Annotated in this window: 17 protein-coding genes; 10 read left to right on the top strand and 7 right to left on the bottom strand. The window is 60.9% G+C overall.

The genetic code is table 11. The features are described 5' to 3' along the window. The first annotated feature begins 117 nt into the window (after nucleotides 1-117). The 5 genes from H096_RS08765 to H096_RS08745 are packed head-to-tail and all read left to right on the top strand — an operon-like array spanning nucleotide 118 to nucleotide 4,213. On the top strand, nucleotides 118-924 hold the full coding sequence (locus H096_RS08765) for an alkaline phosphatase family protein (RefSeq protein ID WP_033897699.1): 807 nt from the start codon (nucleotides 118-120) through the stop codon (nucleotides 922-924). After that, complete coding sequence (locus H096_RS08760) at nucleotides 921-1,757, top strand: ABC transporter permease subunit (RefSeq protein ID WP_016980250.1); 837 nt, start codon at nucleotides 921-923, stop codon at nucleotides 1,755-1,757. The genes H096_RS08765 and H096_RS08760 overlap by 4 nt, the downstream gene beginning before the upstream one ends. Further along, complete coding sequence (locus H096_RS08755) at nucleotides 1,744-2,544, top strand: ABC transporter permease (RefSeq protein WP_010211611.1); 801 nt, start codon at nucleotides 1,744-1,746, stop codon at nucleotides 2,542-2,544. Before H096_RS08760 ends, H096_RS08755 begins: the two co-directional genes overlap by 14 nt. Then, complete coding sequence (locus tag H096_RS08750) at nucleotides 2,541-3,530, top strand: ABC transporter ATP-binding protein (protein WP_033897698.1); 990 nt, start codon at nucleotides 2,541-2,543, stop codon at nucleotides 3,528-3,530. Before H096_RS08755 ends, H096_RS08750 begins: the two co-directional genes overlap by 4 nt. Before the next feature lie 29 nt (nucleotides 3,531-3,559). Beyond that, nucleotides 3,560-4,213, top strand: coding sequence for an HAD family hydrolase (locus tag H096_RS08745; protein WP_033897697.1), 654 nt, complete (start codon nucleotides 3,560-3,562; stop codon nucleotides 4,211-4,213). A gap of 160 nt (nucleotides 4,214-4,373) precedes the next feature. Here the strand turns inward: H096_RS08745 and H096_RS08740 are convergent, their stop codons facing one another. Next, entirely contained in the window at nucleotides 4,374-5,336 is a 963-nt protein-coding gene (locus tag H096_RS08740; protein WP_033897696.1) for a zinc-binding dehydrogenase, read from the bottom strand. A gap of 138 nt (nucleotides 5,337-5,474) precedes the next feature. On the opposite strand from H096_RS08740, the gene H096_RS08735 reads away from it, so the two are divergent. After that, nucleotides 5,475-7,556, top strand: a complete 2,082-nt coding sequence (locus tag H096_RS08735; RefSeq protein WP_191982998.1) for a carboxy terminal-processing peptidase — start codon at nucleotides 5,475-5,477, stop codon at nucleotides 7,554-7,556. Between the two features lie 118 nt (nucleotides 7,557-7,674). Further along, a complete protein-coding gene (locus H096_RS08730; RefSeq protein WP_028615784.1) occupies nucleotides 7,675-9,444 on the top strand; it encodes a bifunctional diguanylate cyclase/phosphodiesterase in 1,770 nt (589 codons plus the stop codon). On the opposite strand, the gene H096_RS08725 is transcribed toward H096_RS08730, so the two are convergent. The 4 genes from H096_RS08725 to H096_RS08710 all read right to left on the bottom strand — a co-directional run bounded on the left by H096_RS08725 (nucleotide 9,441) and on the right by H096_RS08710 (nucleotide 11,747). Continuing rightward, complete coding sequence (locus tag H096_RS08725; protein ID WP_005786715.1) at nucleotides 9,441-9,812, bottom strand: hypothetical protein; 372 nt, start codon at nucleotides 9,810-9,812, stop codon at nucleotides 9,441-9,443. The genes H096_RS08730 and H096_RS08725 overlap by 4 nt on opposite strands. After that, on the bottom strand, nucleotides 9,809-10,150 hold the full coding sequence (locus H096_RS08720) for a helix-turn-helix domain-containing protein (protein ID WP_033897694.1): 342 nt from the start codon (nucleotides 10,148-10,150) through the stop codon (nucleotides 9,809-9,811). Before H096_RS08720 ends, H096_RS08725 begins: the two co-directional genes overlap by 4 nt. 93 nt (nucleotides 10,151-10,243) lie before the next feature. After that, nucleotides 10,244-10,702: a DUF1232 domain-containing protein gene (locus tag H096_RS08715; protein WP_033897693.1), complete on the bottom strand. Its 459-nt coding sequence runs from the start codon at nucleotides 10,700-10,702 to the stop codon at nucleotides 10,244-10,246. Between the two features lie 313 nt (nucleotides 10,703-11,015). After that, on the bottom strand, nucleotides 11,016-11,747 hold the full coding sequence (locus H096_RS08710) for an FKBP-type peptidyl-prolyl cis-trans isomerase (protein ID WP_033897692.1): 732 nt from the start codon (nucleotides 11,745-11,747) through the stop codon (nucleotides 11,016-11,018). A gap of 258 nt (nucleotides 11,748-12,005) precedes the next feature. Here H096_RS08710 and H096_RS08705 point away from each other — a divergent pair, with 258 nt between their 5' ends. The 3 genes from H096_RS08705 to H096_RS34720 all read left to right on the top strand — a co-directional run bounded on the left by H096_RS08705 (nucleotide 12,006) and on the right by H096_RS34720 (nucleotide 15,210). Continuing rightward, complete coding sequence (locus H096_RS08705; protein WP_033897691.1) at nucleotides 12,006-13,814, top strand: di-heme-cytochrome C peroxidase; 1,809 nt, start codon at nucleotides 12,006-12,008, stop codon at nucleotides 13,812-13,814. Continuing rightward, nucleotides 13,811-14,977 (top strand): catalase family protein, encoded by a 1,167-nt coding sequence (locus tag H096_RS08700; RefSeq protein WP_033897690.1) that lies wholly within the window; start codon nucleotides 13,811-13,813, stop codon nucleotides 14,975-14,977. Before H096_RS08705 ends, H096_RS08700 begins: the two co-directional genes overlap by 4 nt. A gap of 110 nt (nucleotides 14,978-15,087) precedes the next feature. Beyond that, on the top strand, nucleotides 15,088-15,210 hold the full coding sequence (locus H096_RS34720; protein WP_256348291.1) for a hypothetical protein: 123 nt from the start codon (nucleotides 15,088-15,090) through the stop codon (nucleotides 15,208-15,210). Between the two features lie 3 nt (nucleotides 15,211-15,213). Here H096_RS34720 and H096_RS08695 read toward each other — a convergent pair whose 3' ends face one another. Further along, on the bottom strand, nucleotides 15,214-16,149 hold the full coding sequence (locus H096_RS08695) for a LysR substrate-binding domain-containing protein (RefSeq protein ID WP_033897689.1): 936 nt from the start codon (nucleotides 16,147-16,149) through the stop codon (nucleotides 15,214-15,216). Between the two features lie 83 nt (nucleotides 16,150-16,232). Continuing rightward, nucleotides 16,233-18,239: a CocE/NonD family hydrolase gene (locus H096_RS08690; protein WP_033897688.1), complete on the bottom strand. Its 2,007-nt coding sequence runs from the start codon at nucleotides 18,237-18,239 to the stop codon at nucleotides 16,233-16,235. Nucleotides 18,240-18,253: the final 14 nt, after the last annotated feature.

The following is an 18,253-nucleotide window of genomic DNA, read 5'->3' as shown; positions in this document are numbered from 1 at the left end:
ACCCTTCTGAGTTTAAGAGATCTTGAAGACACAAGCTGGCTTGCCTGCTCCCACATTTTAAACCCAGCTAAATCAGAGAAATTGAGTCAAACCTACTGTTGCGGAGCCCCAGCCCCCATGAAGCACAACGTCATCCTTGTCGTGCTCGACGGCCTGAACTTCGAGGTTGCGAGGCACGCCATGGGGCACTTGCAGGCCTATGTCGGCGCAGGACGCGCAGCCCTCTACAAACTGGAATGTGAACTGCCAGCCCTGTCCCGCCCGCTGTATGAATGCATCCTCACCGGCGTGCCTCCGATCCAGAGCGGCATCGTGCACAACAACGTCTCGCGCCTGTCCAACCAGCGCAGCATTTTCCATTACGCCACCGACGCCGGCTTGACCACGGCAGCGGCGGCTTACCATTGGGTCAGCGAGTTGTACAACCGCACGCCCTTCCTCGCCGCCCGCGACCGTCATACCGACGACACGTCACTGGCGATCCAGCACGGGCATTTCTACTGGAATGACCACTACCCGGATTCCCACCTGTTTGCCGACGCCGAAAGCCTGCGCCTCAAACACGCGCCGAACTTCCTGGTGGTGCACCCGATGAACATCGACGACGCCGGCCACAAGCACGGCCTCGACACCCCGCAATACCGCAACAGCGCACGCTCGGCCGACATTATCCTGGCCGATTACCTGCAAGCCTGGCTCGACGCCGGATACCAAGTGCTGGTGACCGCCGACCACGGCATGAACAACGACCGTTCCCACAACGGCCTGTTGCCGGAAGAGCGCGAAGTACCGCTGTTTGTCCTCGGCAATGCCTTCAGCCTGGACCCCAACGCCATGCCGAAACAGACCGACCTGTGCGGCACCGTCTGCGAGTTGCTCGGCGTGCCCCACGACAAACCTGTCTGCCAGGAGCTGTTGAAATGATCCGTGGCAAATGGCTGGCGCTGCTGTGCCTGGTGCCCTTCGCACTGTTCTTTATCGTGTTCGAAATCGCCCCGCTGGTCTGGGTGCTGATCAACAGCCTGCAGACCGAAGAAGCCGGTTGGGGTGTGGAAAACTTCGTACGTATCTTCAGCTCGAAGTTCTACCTGCAAGCCATCCAGTTCAGTTTGGAGATCAGCTTCTACTCGAGCATTTTCGGCATCATCATCGCCACGCTGGGCAGCTACTCGTTACGTCGGGTGGATTCGCCGCTGCGTAACTTCGTCACCGCTTTCGCCAACATGACCAGCAACTTTGCCGGCGTGCCCTTGGCCTTCGCGTTCATCATTCTGCTGGGCTTCAACGGCAGCATCACGATCATGCTCAAGCAGGCGGGGATCATTCAGGACTTCAACCTGTATTCGAAGACCGGCTTGATCATCCTCTATACCTACTTCCAAATTCCCCTGGGCGTGTTGCTGCTCTACCCGGCCTTCGATGCGTTGCGCGAAGACTGGCGTGAGTCGGCTGCACTGCTCGGCGCGAATGGCTGGCAGTTCTGGCGGCATATCGGCCTGCCCGTGCTCACCCCGGCCCTGCTCGGTACGTTCGTGATTCTGCTGGCCAACGCCTTGGGCGCCTATGCCACGGTGTACGCCTTGACCACCGGTAACTTCAACGTGCTGCCGATCCGTATCGCCGGGCTGGTCTCCGGTGATGTATCCCTCGACCCGAACATGGCCAGCGCCCTGGCCGTGGTGCTGGTGGCGCTGATGACCGTGGTCACCGTGGTCCATCAACTGCTGCTCAAGAGGAGCTACCATGTCTCGCGCTGAAGCCGGCCCGGCCTCCCTCTACCATCGAGTGGTGGTGTGGCTGTTGTTTGCAATCCTGGTGCTGCCGTTGGTGGGCACCTTCGTCTATTCCATTGCCAGCAGTTGGTCAGCGACCATCCTGCCCGCCGGCTTCACGGTGAAGTGGTACGTGCAGCTATGGAGCGACCCGCGCTTTTTGATGGCCTTCGGGCAGTCGTTGCTGGTGTGTGTCGGCGCGCTGATCCTGTCGGTGGTGCTGATTTTGCCGCTGCTGTTCGTGGTGCATTACCACTTCCCCAAGCTCGATGCGCTGATGAACATCCTGATCCTGCTGCCCTTCGCGGTGCCACCGGTGGTGTCGTCGGTGGGTTTGCTGCAGCTGTATGGCTCCGGGCCGATGGCGATGGTCGGCACGCCGTGGATTTTGATCGGCTGCTACTTCACCGTCGCGCTGCCGTTCATGTACCGGGCGATCACCAACAACCTGCAAGCCATCAACCTGCGCGACTTGATGGACGCCTCGCAACTGCTCGGCGCCAGCACCTGGCAGGCGGCGATCCTGGTGGTGCTGCCGAACCTGCGCAAAGGCTTGATGGTGGCGTTGCTGCTGTCGTTCTCGTTCCTGTTCGGTGAGTTCGTGTTCGCCAACATCCTGGTGGGCACCCGCTACGAGACCCTGCAGGTGTACCTGAACAACATGCGCAACAGCAGCGGCCATTTCACCAGTGCCGTCGTGATCTCCTATTTCTTCTTTGTGCTGGTGCTGACCTGGGCCGCCAACATCTTGAACAAGGACAAAAGCCAATGAGCTTCGTCAGCGTCCAACACCTGCAAAAAGGCTACGCCGGCACCCCGGTGTTCAGTGATATCAACTGCGAGATCGCCAAGGGTGAGTTCGTCACCCTGCTCGGCCCGTCCGGTTGCGGCAAATCCACACTACTGCGGTGCATTGCCGGCCTGACCTCGGTGGACAGTGGGAAAATCCTGCTGGATGGGCAGGACATCGTCCCATTGAGCCCGCAGAAACGTCACATCGGCATGGTGTTCCAGAGCTATGCACTGTTTCCCAACATGACCGTGGAGCAGAACGTCGCGTTCGGCCTGCGCATGCAAAAGGTCAACGCCGACGACAGTCACAAGCGCGTGCAGGAAGTGCTGCAACTGGTGGAACTCAAGGACCTCGCCGGTCGTTACCCGCACCAGATGTCCGGCGGCCAGTGCCAGCGCGTGGCCCTCGCCCGCTCCCTGGTCACCCGTCCACGTTTGTTGCTGCTGGATGAGCCGCTGTCGGCGCTGGATGCACGGATTCGCAAGCACCTGCGCGAGCAGATCCGCCAGATCCAGCGCGAGCTGGGGCTGACCACGATCTTCGTGACCCATGACCAGGAAGAAGCCCTGACCATGTCCGACCGGATCTTCCTGATGAACCAGGGCAAGATCGTGCAGAGCGGCGATGCCGAGACCCTCTACACCGCGCCGGTCGACGTGTTCGCCGCTGGCTTTATCGGTAACTACAATCTGTTGGACGCCGACAAGGCCAGCCAATTGCTGCAACGCCCGATCAACAGCCGCATTGCCATTCGCCCGGAGGCCATCGAACTGAGCCGCGATGGCGACCTGGACGCCCTGGTGCGCAGCCACAGCCTGTTGGGCAACGTGATTCGCTACCGCATCGAAGCGCGCGGCGTGGAGTTGGTGGTGGATGTGCTCAACCGCTCGGCTGACGATCTGTACCCCGAGGGGCAACGCCTGGCACTTTCCATCGACCCCAGCGCCCTGTGTGAAGTAGCCTGATGCAACGATTGATTGAGAGAGCGTGACCGATGGCATTGGTAATTTTTGATCTGGACGACACCCTCATCCACGGTGACTGCGCCACCCTGTGGAGCGAGCAGATGGGCCGCCTGGGCTGGGTCGACCCTGAGTCGTTCATGCGCAAGAACCACGAACTGATGGACGCCTACAGCCAGGGCAAGCTGAAAATGGAAGACTTCATGGACTTCAGCCTGGAGCCGATGATCGGCCGCACGCCGGAGGAAATCGAGCATCTGGTGGAGCCCTGGGTCGAGGACGTGATCGAGCCGCTGATCTACAGCGAAGCCACCAAGACCATCGCCCGTCATCGGGCCAATGGCGACCGGATCCTGGTGATCTCGGCGTCGGGCACGCACTTGGTCACGCCGATTGCGGCGCGGATCGGGATTGATGAAGTGCTGGGGATCAACCTTGAAGTCAGCCATGGCGTATACAGCGGGCGTACGGTGGATGTGCTGACGTATCGCGAAGGCAAGATCACGCGGTTGCTGGAATGGTTGGAGCAGGAAGGCGAGTCGCTGGAGGGCGCGTATTTCTATTCGGATTCGCGCAATGACTTGCCGTTGTTGCTGAAGGTGGATCATCCGCAGGTGGTGAATCCGGATCCCGTGTTGCGCGAGCATGCCGAAAAGGCTGGCTGGCCGATCCATCACTGGGTCTGAAACCGACTTCCCTGATTTGAAATGCGATCAAATGTGGGAGCGGGCTTGCTCGCGAAGGCAGTGTGTCAGATGAAACATTCTTCACAGACACGCCGCCTTCGCGAGCAAGTCGAATCGTCGCACCGCCGCTCCCACATTTGGACTGCATTTCAAATTGAGATCAGTTCAAGGCCTCATCAATCACTAACACCAACTTCCCGGAAATCCGGTTGGTCGCCAACTCGGCAAACGCCGCCTCGGCATCCTTGATGGGGAAGGTCTTGGCCAGTTGCGGGCTAAGGCGCCCTTCAACAAACAACGGCCAAACATGCTGGCTCAAGTCGCTGAACAGGTCGGCCTTGAACTGATCACTGCGGCTGCGCAAAGTCGAGCCCAATAGCTGAATACGCTTGCCCAGCACCTGCGCCAGATCCAACTTGGCCTCGCGACCGCCCATCAAACCGATCAACACCCAACGGCCATCCAGGGCGAGCAGCTTGAGATCCAGCGCCGCATAGTCGCCACCCACCGGGTCGAGGATCACATCAAACGGCCCGAAATCCCGCAGCCCTTCGAGGCCATCGGTGCGTACCACGCCGCCCTGGGCGCCGAGCGCCTCGCAATAGGCCAGGCGCTCCGCCGAGCCGACGCTGACCCAGCACGGGCTGCCGAACGCCTTGCACAACTGGATCGCTGCCGAGCCCACGCCACTGGCGCCAGCATGCAGCAGCACTTTCTCACCGGGTTTGAGGCCGGCCAGTTGGAACAGGTTGAGCCACGCGGTGCTGTACACCTCAGGCAACGCCGCCGCTTCGATCAGCGACAATCCTTCCGGCACCGGCAGAACGTGACGCGCATCCACCATCACTTCCTCGGCCATGCCACCCCCGGCCAACAGCGCGCAGACACGGTCACCGACTTGCCAGGATGAGCCCGCCCCCACTTCGCTGATCACCCCGGAACACTCCAGGCCCAGCACCTGGCTGGCGCCTGGCGGCGGTGGATAAAGCCCCGCGCGCTGTAATAAATCGGCGCGATTGAGGCCCGCTGCCGCCACACGAATGCGAACTTGCCCTACATCGCACGTAGGAACGGGTTCTTCCAACCACGCCACATGACCGTCAACGCCTTGCAATGCTTTCACACTGCCTCCATAGTGAGTCTGGACTGAGCCCGTAGCTGTATCGCCGGGCTTTTTGCATTATGCGACCGGACCATATGGAACCGGCTCCCTCAAAGACGGCCTAATATGCGTTATCAATTGCCCCCGCGTCGAATCAGCATGAAGCATTTGTTCCCCAGCACCGCCCTCGCTCTTTTCATTGGTCTCGGCTTTGCGTCGATGTCGACCAATACGTTCGCAGCCAACAGCTGGGACAACCTTCAGCCGGATCGCGATGAGGTGATTGCCAGCCTTAACGTCGTCGAGTTGCTCAAGCGCCATCACTACAGCAAGCCGCCGCTGGACGACGCGCGCTCGGTGATCATCTATGACAGCTACCTCAAGCTGCTGGATCCGTCGCGCAGCTACTTCCTGGCCAGCGACATCGCCGAGTTCGACAAGTGGAAAACCCAGTTCGACGACTTCCTCAAGAGCGGCGACCTGCAACCTGGCTTCACCATCTACAAGCGTTACCTGGACCGCGTCAAAGCGCGTCTGGACTTCGCCTTGGGTGAGCTGGACAAAGGCGTCGACAAGCTCGATTTCACCCAGAAGGAAACCCTTCTGGTGGACCGCAAGGACGCGCCTTGGCTGACCAGCACCGCCGCCCTCGACGACCTGTGGCGCAAACGCGTCAAGGACGAGGTGCTGCGCCTGAAGATCGCCGGCAAAGAGCCTAAGGCTATCCAGGAGCTGCTGACCAAGCGCTACAAGAATCAGCTCGCGCGTCTGGACCAGACCCGCGCCGAAGATATCTTCCAGGCCTACATCAATACCTTCGCGATGTCCTACGATCCGCACACCAATTATCTGTCGCCAGATAACGCGGAAAACTTCGATATCAACATGAGTCTGTCGCTGGAAGGCATCGGTGCCGTCCTGCAAAGCGACAACGACCAGGTCAAGATCGTACGCCTGGTGCCGGCAGGTCCGGCGGACAAGACCAAGCAGGTGGCTCCGGCCGACAAGATCATCGGTGTTGCCCAGGGTGACAAAGAGATGGTCGACGTGGTCGGCTGGCGTCTGGACGAAGTGGTCAAGCTGATCCGTGGGCCGAAAGGCAGTGTGGTGCGCCTGGAAGTGATTCCGCACACCAATGCGCCGAACGACCAGACCAGCAAAATCGTGTCCATCACCCGTGAAGCGGTGAAGCTCGAAGACCAGGCCGTGCAGAAGAAAGTCCTCAACCTCAAGCAGGATGGCAAGGACTACAAGCTGGGCGTGATCGAAATCCCGGCCTTCTACCTGGACTTCAAGGCCTTCCGCGCGGGCGATCCGGACTACAAGTCCACCACCCGTGACGTCAAGAAAATCCTGACCGAACTGCAGAAGGAAAAAGTCGACGGCGTGGTCATCGACCTGCGCAACAACGGCGGCGGTTCCCTGCAGGAAGCCACTGAGCTGACCAGCCTGTTTATCGACAAGGGTCCGACCGTGTTGGTGCGCAACGCTGACGGCCGTGTGGATGTGCTGGAAGACGAGAACCCAGGTGCCTTCTACAAAGGCCCGATGGCGTTGCTGGTCAACCGCCTCTCGGCTTCGGCTTCGGAGATTTTCGCCGGCGCCATGCAGGACTATCACCGCGCCCTGATCATCGGCGGCCAGACCTTCGGCAAAGGCACCGTGCAGACCATCCAGCCGCTGAACCATGGCGAGCTGAAACTGACGCTGGCCAAGTTCTACCGGGTTTCCGGGCAGAGCACCCAGCACCAGGGCGTACTGCCGGACATCGATTTCCCGTCGATCATCGACACCAAGGAAATCGGCGAAAGCGCCCTGCCGGAAGCCATGCCGTGGGACACCATCCGCCCTGCGATCAAGCCGGCATCGGATCCGTTCAAGCCATTCCTGGCGCAGTTGAAGGCTGACCACGATACCCGCTCCGCCAAGGATGCCGAGTTTGTGTTTATCCGCGACAAGCTGGCCCTGGCGAAGAAGCTGATGGAAGAAAAAACCGTCAGCCTCAATGAAGTGGATCGCCGCGCGCAGCACTCCGACATCGAAAACAAGCAACTTGTCCTGGAAAACATCCGCCGCAAGGCCAAGGGTGAAGATCCACTCAAGGAGCTGAAGAAAGAAGACGAAGATGCGCTGCCGGCCGAAGCCGACAAGACCAAGCCGGAAGACGACGCCTACCTGGCCGAGACGGGCCGGATCCTGCTGGACTACCTGAAGGTCAGCAAACAGGTGGCCAAGCAGTAAATGATGGCGATTTAATGTGATCGCTCCGCGGAGTGTCATCATATAGACATCATTCTGTCGTGAAATGAAGGACCGCACGCTTCCAGCCTGCGGTCCTTTTTTTTCGATCGAGATCGCCATGACCATGACCGAACAGCTGAATGCATTGGGCGTTATCCTGGCTCAAGGCAGTTTGCACAGCCTGTTCCAACCGATCATCAGCCTGTCTGAACGGCGTATTCTCGGCTATGAAGCCCTCAGTCGTGGGCCTTCCAACAGCCCGCTGCACTCCCCCATCGCCCTGTTCTCGGTTGCCAGCCAGGCCGGGCGGCTGAGTGAGCTGGAGATCGCCTGCCGCGAAAGCGCGTGCCGACGCTTCAGTGAGCAGAAGCTGCCGGGCAAGCTGTTCCTCAATGTCTCGCCACAATCGTTGATGGAAACTGCACATCAACCAGGGCGCACCCTGCAATTGCTGCGTGACTTCGGTATTCCACCGAGCCAAGTGGTAATCGAGCTCACCGAGCAAACTCCCACCAACGATATCGACCTGCTGCAAACCGCCCTGCACCACTACCGCAACATGGGGTTCTCGATTGCCCTGGACGACCTGGGCGCCGGTTATTCCAGCCTGCGCCTATGGTCGGAGCTGCGCCCGGATTATGTGAAGATCGACCGCCACTTCATCGACGGCATCCATCAGGACGCGCTCAAGCGGGAATTTGTCGGCTCCATCCTGCAAATTGCCAAGGCGTCACGGGCCCAAGTGATTGCCGAAGGGATCGAGTTGCCTGAAGAGTTGGCGGTACTGACGGAGATGGGCGTGGACCTGGTCCAAGGCTACCTGCTCTGCCGTCCACAGGAGCAACCGCCGCAGGAAGCGCGCCTGATGCTGCCCAAGCCCGACAGCGCCAACGTGGCACTGAACGACGAAGGCAGCGACCTCAGCGCCTTGCTCAGCGAACAGCCGGCGGTGGATCAGGACACAGCCACCGCCCAGGTGCTGGAAGCGTTCCGGCGCCAGGCCAACCTCAATTCCCTGGCGGTGCTGGATGGGCGCGGGCACCCAATCGGTATCGTCCACCGGCATTCACTCTCGGATGCGCTGCTGAAACCCTTCGCCACCGACCTGTTTGCGCGCAAGCCCATCAGTCGTTTGATGAGCACCGACTTTCTGGCAGTGGAGCTGAGTCAGTCCCTGCAGCAAGTCAGCCGTTTGCTTACCAGCCGCGCGCGGCAACGCATCGAAGAAGACTTCATCATCACGCTCAATGGCGATTACCTGGGCCTGGGTCGGGTGATCGATGTGCTCAAACTGATCACCGAGCTGAAGATCCAACAAGCGCGCTACGCCAACCCGCTGACCCTGCTGCCGGGCAACGTGCCGATCCAGCAGTGCCTGACGCGACTGCTGCAGCAACAGCGCGAATCGGTGATCTGCTACGTGGATATCGACAGCTTCAAGCCATTCAACGATATCTACGGCTATGGGCGTGGGGATGAGGTGTTGTTGTGCCTGGCGCAGTGCCTGAACGACCGTGTCGACCCCAGCCGCGACTTTGTCGGGCATATCGGCGGTGATGACTTTTTGCTGGTACTGGGCCCGCAGGATTGGCGCAAACGCCTTAATCAGCTGCTGGATGACTTCCACACCCAATGCCGACGTTTCTACCGCGCCGAACACCTTGAAGCGGGCTGCTTCGTGGCGCTCAACCGCCAGGGCGTGCGCCAGGAGTTTGCGCTGCTGTCACTGTCTATCGGCGTGGTGCATTTGTATCCACAGGCCTGTGGACAACTCGATGCCAGCCAGTTGGCGGAGCTGGCCTCGCAGGCCAAGCACCATGCCAAGGATATGGCCGGCTATAGCATCCATGTGATCGACAGCATGGACGCGCTGCCCCAGGCGCTTTAGGCCTCGGCAGACTCCGGGTACTCGTATTCGAACACCCGCACCACTTCCGATGCGTGCCAGGAGGCAGCGGCCACGCCATCGGACGGCCCGCTGAAACGGCCCAGGCGCTCGACACATTCAAAGAAACCGGTACGCGGCAGGCGACTGGCGCCCTGGCTTATCACCAGCGAGCTACGCAGCGGCTGCTCGGCCTTGGCGTCCAACGCCGCCAGGTGCTCCAGGGCGGCAGCCAGGGTCTGCATGGCCGGCGTGGGGAATTGCAGGCGCTCCAGCAGCGCGCGGTAGGTCAGCAGATGGCGCTGGCGGCGCGCCTGGTCCAGTTCGTTGAGTAACCCATCCCAGTGTTGACGACTGATACGTAGGCTCAAGATTCATCCCTCCAACCTGCAACGCCCAATTCCCAGGCCAGGCTGCGGCGGATCGCGGCATCCGGCTGGCGTTCACCACTTTCAATCAATCCAAGATATGAGGGGCTGATCCCCACGGTGCGGGCCAGGGTTTCGATCGCCAGGCCTTTGCCCTCACGCAAGCCGCGCAGGTCTGCGAGCGGGCGCAGGTCCTGTGCAGGGGCGGCTTGGGCAGGCGATGAGAGAGGAGGAAGCGTCGGTTGTTGCTGACCGGCAGCTTTTAGCAGCGCCTGGTACTGATCCCATGGCAACACCGCGTACTCGGGTTCGCCATTGCGTGAAATTATCTGAATATCCATGACTGCCCCGTAGGATAACTGCACTTACTTAGTAAGCTCTTTCCTTAGGAGTGTAATCCTAACAGCCCTAAAGGTCGCAGGGGGATAGTCACGTCATGCGTTTTTTTGCGGGTTTTCCTTGGCCAGCAGAGCGGGAGTCGCAGGCAGGCGCTCAACCACGGCAAGCTTTTCCGGACGCTGGGCGTCGCGCCAGGCGCGAAAAGCGCTCAGTTCGCCGTCCAGGGTCTTCATGACCCATGCCAGCACGGCAATGTCGTCGAGCATGCCGAACATAGGGATGAAGTCCGGGATCGCATCGATCGGGCTCAGGAAGTACATCAAGCCCGCTACCACCGAGATCAGCGCCTTGGGGCTGATGGCCCGGTACTCGCCGCGCCAGTAAGCCAGGCACAGGGCCTGGAGCAATTTGAAGTCATCCTTGAGCTTGCCCAGGCGATTGCCCTGGCTGGAGCCCTTGGCGGCGACCGCGAACAGCAGCGTCGGCAAGCGCCCACGGCCCAGGAGGCGTGCGGCCATGGGCAGGAAACGGGTGAAATTGAAGGGTGGTTTCATCGGTCACTCCAGTTCCAGGCGACATAAAAGGTTATCCACACAAATTGTGGATAACCTTGTGAACAGAGCCTATTTTCTGCGCTGAAAGCCACGTAGTTCAAGGCTTGCAGTCAGATCGGGCGTTTTTTGCGCACTGAAAAAAAACCCAAGATTTCATTGACTTGGCGTTGATGTGCGGCTACCCGTACTCGAGTCTTATATCAGACTGTTGCAGGCTGCAGGCGTTCGATCGGATGTGTGCGCGCGCGGGCTGTGCAACCCCCAGAAACAACAACGCCCCGTCGAGACGGGGCGTTGTGTGTTCAGGCGCCTGTTACTTCTTGGCAGCCGGTGCAGCAGGAGCGTCAGCCTTGGCTGGGTCCTTGATGGCCAGCAGCTCCAGGTCGAATACCAGCACGGAGTTGGCTGGGATCGCTGGGCTTGGGCTTTGTGCGCCGTAGGCCAGGTCCGAAGGAATGTACAGCTCGACCTTCTCGCCCACGTGCATCAGTTGCAGGCCTTCGACCCAACCTGGGATCACGCCGCTAACCGGCAGGTCGATCGGGCTACCGCGATCCACGGAGCTGTCAAAGGTGGTGCCGTTGGTGAGTTTGCCGGTGTAGTGCACAGTCACCACGTCAGTCGGCTTAGGCTGGGCGCCGTCGGCTTTCTTGGTGATCTTGTACTGCAGACCGGAAGCGGTGGTGACGACGCCGTCTTTCTTGGCGTTGTCTTCGAGGAATTTCTTGCCGGCGGCTGCCGACTCTTCACTCATCTTGGTCATGCGTTCTTCAGCACGTTTTTGCAGTGCGGCAAACGCTTCAACCAGCTCGTCGTCTTTGAGCTTCTGCTCTTTTTTGCCGACGGCATCTTCGATGCCTTGGGCTACTGCTTTGGAATCCAGGTCATCCATGCCTTCTTGGGCAAGGCTCTTGCCCATGTTCAGGCCGATGCCGTAGGAAGCTTTCTGCGCCGGGGTTTTCAGCTCTACGCTGGTCTGCGAATCACAACCCGCAAGTACCAGGCTAACCAGGGCCACCGCCGCCGCCAACCGATGCTGTTTCATGCTATTTCCTTGTTCATGCGCCAATAGGGCATTCGAATAAAGTCGCGAGCTTATCAGGCGGCCACGACCAATGGCTACCGGCATGTGAGCAGGAAACTTCTGATAAGTTCACGTGTTTAAAAGCATTTTCATTCATGATGGAGGCCCGCGAAGGATCGCGGGACCGCCCACTACCGGGCTCATGGCCACTTGCCGCACCTGTGGCGTAGTGGCATAACATCGCGACAACTCGACAAGGCCGAGACAAGGATAGCCATCTTGCGCATTTTTTCCCGTGTTTTACTCCTGATATTCACCCTGCTGGGCATCGCCCTCGCCGTGGTGCTCTATTACACCGTCAACCCCAAGCTGCCGGACTACGTGCCCGTGGAGCAGGTGCACTACCAGGACCAATGGAGTGCCGCCGACCGCCAGACCTATTACTTCACGCCCCAGGGCACCCAGGTAAAAGGCCTGCACTATGATTGGTTCACCGCTCTGGAGTTGCCGTTTTCCGAACAGCGTTTCGCAACGCCCGAGTATCTGGCGCGCTTTGGCTTCCTGGTGGACCCCAAGCAAGTGCCCACTGCGCAAAACCCCGGCAACCTGCCGGTGGGTTTCGCCCGGCATAAAAACGCCGGCAGCAACGCCCAATACCTGGATATCACCTGCGCCGCCTGCCACACCGGCGAATTGCATTACAAAAACCAGGCCCTGCGTATCGACGGCGGTTCCGCCCAGCACGTGCTGCCCTCCAGCGTGCCAACCTTGCGCGGCGGCAGTTTCGGTCAGGCCCTGGTCGCGAGCCTGGCGGCCACCTATTACAACCCGTGGAAGTTCGAACGTTTTGCCCGCCAGGTGTTGGGGGATCGCTACGACGCCGAGCACACGCAACTGCGTAAGGACTTCAAGCAGTCGCTGAACCAGTTCCTCAAAGTGGCCTGGAACGATACTCACCGTGGCCTCTACCCCACTGAAGAAGGTCCTGGCCGTACGGACGCGTTTGGCCGTATCGCCAACGCCAGCTTTGGCGATGCCATTTCCCCGGACAACTATCGCGTCGCCAATGCGCCGGTGGACTACCCGCAGTTGTGGGACATCTGGACCTTCGACTGGGTGCAGTGGAACGGTTCGGCCCAGCAGCCCATGGCGCGCAATATCGGCGAAGCCCTGGGAGTCGGCGCGACGCTGGCGTTTTTCGACGACGCCGGTCAGCCGCTCCAAGGCGACGCGCGCTACCCGTCCAGCGTGCGGGTGCGCGACCTCAACCTGATCGAAGAAACCCTGCAACGCCTCAAGCCACCGACCTGGCCCGAGGACCTGTTCGGCACCGTCGACAAGCCGCTCGCCGCCCAAGGCCGCGTACTCTTCGCCGAAAACTGCGCCGGCTGCCATGTACCCAGCGTCAGCCAGGAAGGCGGACGCCCGGTGCAACAGCTGAAAATGCTGCCAGTGGACTACATCGGCACCGACCCCGGCACAGCCAGCAACATCGCCGACCAGCGCTACGACCTCAGCGCGTTGCAATGGGACCTGGCGGAATTGGCCAAACTCAACGTCGAACTGCACCCCACGCCGACCGAGCCGCTGGACCTGAAAAAGCTGTCCGTGGCCAAGGGCCTCGCCTACGTCACCGCGTTCGTCGAAGAACATGCCTACCGCGCCGCTGGCGTAACCCCGGCCGAACGCCCGCGCCTGGACGGCTACGGCCTCCCCATCGGCGTACGTGAGTTGCGCGCCTACAAGGCACGGCCATTGGCGGGCGTGTGGGCGACGCCACCGTTCCTGCATAACGGTTCGGTGCCGACGACCTACCAATTGCTCTCGCCCCAGGACGAGCGCAGCACCACCTTCTATAAAGGCACGTTCAACTACGACCCGCGCCACCTCGGCTTCGAGACCGACGCGTTCAAGAATGCCTTTTTGTTCGATACCAAAATCACCGGCAACCACAACAGCGGTCACGAATTCCGTGCCGGCAGTCGTGGCAACGGCGTAATCGGCCGTGGCCTGCTGCCGCAGGAACGCTGGGCGCTGCTGGAATACCTCAAAGTGCTGGGCGGCCCGCTGGAGCAACAACTGCCATGATGATTCGATCCCCCTACGACCGACCTTCCCTGCTCGCCCGCCTGTGGCTGCGCATCGGCGCATTCCTCGGCAAGACCCTGCTGTGGCTGGTGGGCCTCGGCCTGCTCGGTTGGCTGGGCGCCAGTGCCTGGTATGCCTGGCAGCACAGCGGCCCGGTGTCGCCGAATGAGCAGACTCCGCCCGGCGAAGCGGCGATGACCCAAGGCATCATCCAGACGGCGGTGCGCATCGTCGACCAGCACCGCGAAGGCACACGCTACCTGCGCGATGCCCATGCCAAGGCCCATGGTTGCGTGAAGGCCGAGGTCAGCGTGTTGGCCGACCTCGACCCGGCATTGCGCCAAGGCGTGTTCGCCGAACCGGGCAAGACCTGGCAGGCGATGATGCGGCTGTCCAACGGCAACGCCTACCCGCAGTTCGACAGCATCCGTGATGCGCGGGGCATGGCGCTCAAGCTGCTGGACGTGCCGGGCAAGCAACTGCTGGCCGACCAACAGGCGCGCACGGAACAGGACTTCGTGATGTTCAGCCACCCGAACTTCTTTGTCAGCGATGTGGCGGAGTACGCGCAGAACATCGGCGCGCAAGCAGATGGCAAGAAAGTCCTGGCGTTCTTCCCCAAGGCCGACCCACGGACCTGGCAGGTACGCCATCTGTTTATCGCCCTGGCGACCCTGGCGCCCGCACCGGCCAGCCCGACGCAGACCACCTACTTTTCGGTGTCGCCCTACAAGTTCGGCGCGGCCAACGCCAAGTTCCGCGTCGCACCCGACCCGCAGAGCTGCCCGGAATATCAACTGCCCAAGCAGAACCAGGACCTGCCGAACTTCCTGCGCAGCGCCTTGAGCCAGCAGCTGTCCACTGACCGCGTGCCTGCGTGTTTCGTGCTGCAGATCCAGCGGCAGAACCCGCAGAAATTCATGCCGATCGAAGACACCAGCATCGAATGGAAGGAGAGCGATGCGCCCTATGAAACCGTGGCCAAGGTGCGTATACCGGCGCAGGATTTCGACACACCCGAGCAGAACCTGGCGTGCGACAACCAGTCGTTCAACCCCTGGTTTGGTGTAGCGGAACACCGCCCAATCGGCGGCATCAACCGCTTGCGCAAGGCGGTGTACGAAGCGGTCAGCGATTACCGCCACAGCCGCAACGCTCCGTAAAGAACGCGTAACAATGGACCCGACGGCGTAAGGATTGCGTCGGGTCTATTGAGCCGTTTTCACCCCGCCTCTACCGTGAGTACCTACCCCATCACCCGTAGGAAATCACCGTGGAAAGCTCAACCCTCGGCATGATCGTACTGACCCTGATCGCCGTGTTCGGCACCGCGTCTTTTTGCTTCGAACACCTGGCAACACGCCAGACCAAAAAGAAAAAAACCGGTCAGCACTGACCCTCAGCCAGCCTGTTCTGGCTCCGCCGTTCGAGCCTGCAACCACTGACGAAAACTGCGCACCGCCGCCGGCGGGTTGCGGTGATGTGGCTGCATCAAGTGCAGGCGGCCGCGACTGTGCATGCTGTGGGGCAAGGCCATTTGCAGGCGCCCGGAATCGAGGTCGCTGTCCAGCAAGCGCTTCCAGCCGAGGGCGACGCCGTGCCCCATCACCGCCGACTGCATCAACAGTTGATAGCTGTTGGTGCGCAAGGCGTGACGCGGCGAGTAGTAATCGGCGCCCGCATCAGCGAACCAGTCGGCCCAGGTGAGCCAGTCGTGATGGTGGTCCTCAACGATCAGCAAAGTGTGAGCGTGCAACAAGTGATGCAGGTCGCGAATCGGGCCGTGACGCTCAAGGTAATCGGGGCTGCACACGGTGATGACCTGTTCGCTGTCAAACACCGGCGACAGCTCAAGGCCGTGGGGCGCCGCCAGTTCATCCAAGTGATAGAACAAACCCAGGTCGTATTCGCTGACATCCAGGTGGCTGGGGCTTTCGCTGCACAGGATGCGGATATCCAGGTCCGGGTGGTCGCGCTGGAACTGCGGCAACAGACCGGCCAGCCAGATGGAACTGATGGTGGGCGTGCTGGCCAGGGTCAACTGGCGGTCGGCACCGCGCCTGCGCAACTCGGCGGACTCGCGGTCAAGCTCGCGCAACAGGCGTTGGACGGTACGGAAATAACGTACCCCGGCGGGTGTCAGGCTCAAGCCCTGGGCCAGTCGATAAAACAGCGGGCGGGCCAGGTCTTCTTCGAGGCGTTTGACCTGGCGGCTGACTGCGCTTTGGGTCAAGTTCAGTTCATGGGCCGCCTGGGTAAAGCTCAAGTGGCGGGCCGCCGCTTCGAAGGTCTGCAAGCAGTTGAGGGGAGGAAGATCGACGTTTCGGCGCGACATGAGCAAGTCCATTGGCAATGACGGGCCCAGGTTACCCCAGGCCCGCAGAGATCACGTTGGCGTGCATCCTGCCAGTTGCCTGCTCAGAGCGCGACCCTGGCCACGCGTTTACTCCATTGCCGGCGGTGTTCCAACTGGCCATTTTCCCAGGCGGTCTGCTCCGCTTCGATGTAGAACCACTCGGCATCGGCGTGCACGCTCAAGTGGCTTTCCACCTCCACGGCCCACTGGTCGCGGCCGACACGGTAGTGCCATTCGATATCGGCGCGCGTCGACAGTGGATCCCAAGGCAAGGTGCGGTACTGCTCGGTGCAGCGCTGGTCTACCGACAAACCGTGGTCGGTAAAACGCACCGAACCCAAATCATCTTCGATTTTCACGCAGACTTCACCACTGCCCACGTCTTCGATCAACGTACGTTTCGGCGCAGCAGCACGTAGGACTTCCATCGCCACCGGCGTAGCCGACTGCGGTGCTTCGAACGGGCAGTCCACCGCCTCGCCGTTGAATATCGGCAACTGCAGGCTTTGCAGGCTCGGTAGCAACGTCAGGGTGGTCAGCTCGCGGCTCGGCCACAGCAACGGGAAACTCGCGGTGCTGAGGGCCAGGCGCAAACGGTAGCCGGCGGGCAGACGCATGCCGATGTGGTCGAGGTTTAGCTGCACATCCATCGGTTCACCAGGGACTACAGGCGTTACCTGGGAAAAGTCCTCACGCAGGGTGAGATTAAGCACACCGTAGCTGATCTGCGTGACCTGCCCGTCCGGTGCTATCGCATTCAGCCGGGCGACCAATTGGCCACAGGCGGTGTCACTGGCCAGGCGCAACTTAAGACGTGCATCGCCGAGCAGTGCCAGCGGCTCGGTCAACGGCTGGGAGTCGAAGCACAGCGAGTTGGCGTCATCGCGGCGTTGATCCATCGGCCCGTCGGGGCCAAACCAGATGGCGCAGTATTCGCCCTGATGCAGGCCGGTGGTCAGCGGCGAGCAGAGACTGCGCGGCGCCGCCAAAGGCTGCGCGCCGGTACTCAGGCCCTGTTCACCAAGACTGAAATCGGTCCATTGCACCTGCGGATCCGGCCAACCTGCCGTTTGCACCCAGATACCCGGCCGCTCGGCATAACTGCCCTTCGGCGGCAGAATATCCTGTAGGTAAAAAGTGCAGGCTGCGTCATCCATTACCCCGTTATCGATACCCTTAAGCCAGTGATCCCACCAGCGTTTGGCCTCTTGCAGGAAGCCGATGGCCGGGTTCGGCACGGCAAAATGCGGGTACTTGTGGATCCACGGCCCGATCATGGACTTCTTCGGGCCCGGCAGGTTTTGCATCAGGCGCGAAACGGTGTTGCGATAGGCATCGCCCCAGCCGCCGACGGCATACACTGCCGCCTTTATCTTTGAATAATCCTCGCACACCGAGCCGTGGCGCCAGTAATCATCGCGGGTCTGGTGTTGCAGCCAGGTTTCCGCCAGCAGCGGCATGGCGTCCAGGCGTTGGTGCCAGAGGCTTTTCCAGTCGTCGACCAACAGCGGGTCGGGCACCGCCGCGCTGAAGTTGAGCATGGTGGCGGCCCAGCCGAAGTTCTCCATCAACAGGTTGCCGCCCTTGTAATGGATGTCGTCGGCAAAGCGGTCATCGGTGGAGCACAGGGTAATGATCGCTTTCAACGCTTCGGGCTGGCGCGCGGCGACTTGCAGGCCGTTGAAGCCGCCCCAGGAAATGCCCATCATGCCGACATTGCCGTCGCACCAGGGTTGCTGGCACAGCCAGTCGATCACTTCGAGGGCATCTTCCTGTTCCTGCAACAGGTATTCGTCTGCCATCAGGCCTTGGGATTCACCGTTGCCCCGCATGTCCACCCGCACACACACATAGCCCTGCCCCGCCATCCACGGGTGGGTCAGCGCATCGCGTACGGCGGTGCCGTCGCGTTTGCGGTACGGCAGGTATTCGAGGATTGCCGGGAAGGTTTGCAAACCGGCGACTTCCGGCAACCAGATACGGGCGGCCAGTTGGGTGCCGTCCTTCAAGGGGATCAGGCAGTGCTCGATTTCGCGCACGGTGTAAGCAAATTCAGTGACGATGTCCATCAGTAACTCCTACA

This window comes from Pseudomonas sp. FH1 (assembly GCF_000510895.2).
Classification (GTDB): domain Bacteria; phylum Pseudomonadota; class Gammaproteobacteria; order Pseudomonadales; family Pseudomonadaceae; genus Aquipseudomonas; species Aquipseudomonas azotoformans_A.
This window is presented reverse-complemented; position numbering and strand designations above follow the sequence as displayed.

Bases quoted from the DNA above. Each gene is read 5' to 3' on its own strand.
- H096_RS08765 (WP_033897699.1), top strand. From the start codon at position 118: ATGAAGCACAACGTCATCCTTGTCGTGCTCGACGGCCTGAACTTCGAG.
- H096_RS08760 (WP_016980250.1), top strand. From the start codon at position 921: ATGATCCGTGGCAAATGGCTGGCGCTGCTGTGCCTGGTGCCCTTCGCA.
- H096_RS08755 (WP_010211611.1), top strand. From the start codon at position 1,744: ATGTCTCGCGCTGAAGCCGGCCCGGCCTCCCTCTACCATCGAGTGGTG.
- H096_RS08750 (WP_033897698.1), top strand. From the start codon at position 2,541: ATGAGCTTCGTCAGCGTCCAACACCTGCAAAAAGGCTACGCCGGCACC.
- H096_RS08745 (WP_033897697.1), top strand. From the start codon at position 3,560: ATGGCATTGGTAATTTTTGATCTGGACGACACCCTCATCCACGGTGAC.
- H096_RS08735 (WP_191982998.1), top strand. From the start codon at position 5,475: ATGAAGCATTTGTTCCCCAGCACCGCCCTCGCTCTTTTCATTGGTCTC.
- H096_RS08730 (WP_028615784.1), top strand. From the start codon at position 7,675: ATGACCATGACCGAACAGCTGAATGCATTGGGCGTTATCCTGGCTCAA.
- H096_RS08720 (WP_033897694.1), bottom strand. From the start codon at position 10,150: ATGGATATTCAGATAATTTCACGCAATGGCGAACCCGAGTACGCGGTG.
- H096_RS08715 (WP_033897693.1), bottom strand. From the start codon at position 10,702: ATGAAACCACCCTTCAATTTCACCCGTTTCCTGCCCATGGCCGCACGC.
- H096_RS08710 (WP_033897692.1), bottom strand. From the start codon at position 11,747: ATGAAACAGCATCGGTTGGCGGCGGCGGTGGCCCTGGTTAGCCTGGTA.
- H096_RS08700 (WP_033897690.1), top strand. From the start codon at position 13,811: ATGATGATTCGATCCCCCTACGACCGACCTTCCCTGCTCGCCCGCCTG.
- H096_RS08695 (WP_033897689.1), bottom strand. From the start codon at position 16,149: ATGTCGCGCCGAAACGTCGATCTTCCTCCCCTCAACTGCTTGCAGACC.
- H096_RS08690 (WP_033897688.1), bottom strand. From the start codon at position 18,239: ATGGACATCGTCACTGAATTTGCTTACACCGTGCGCGAAATCGAGCAC.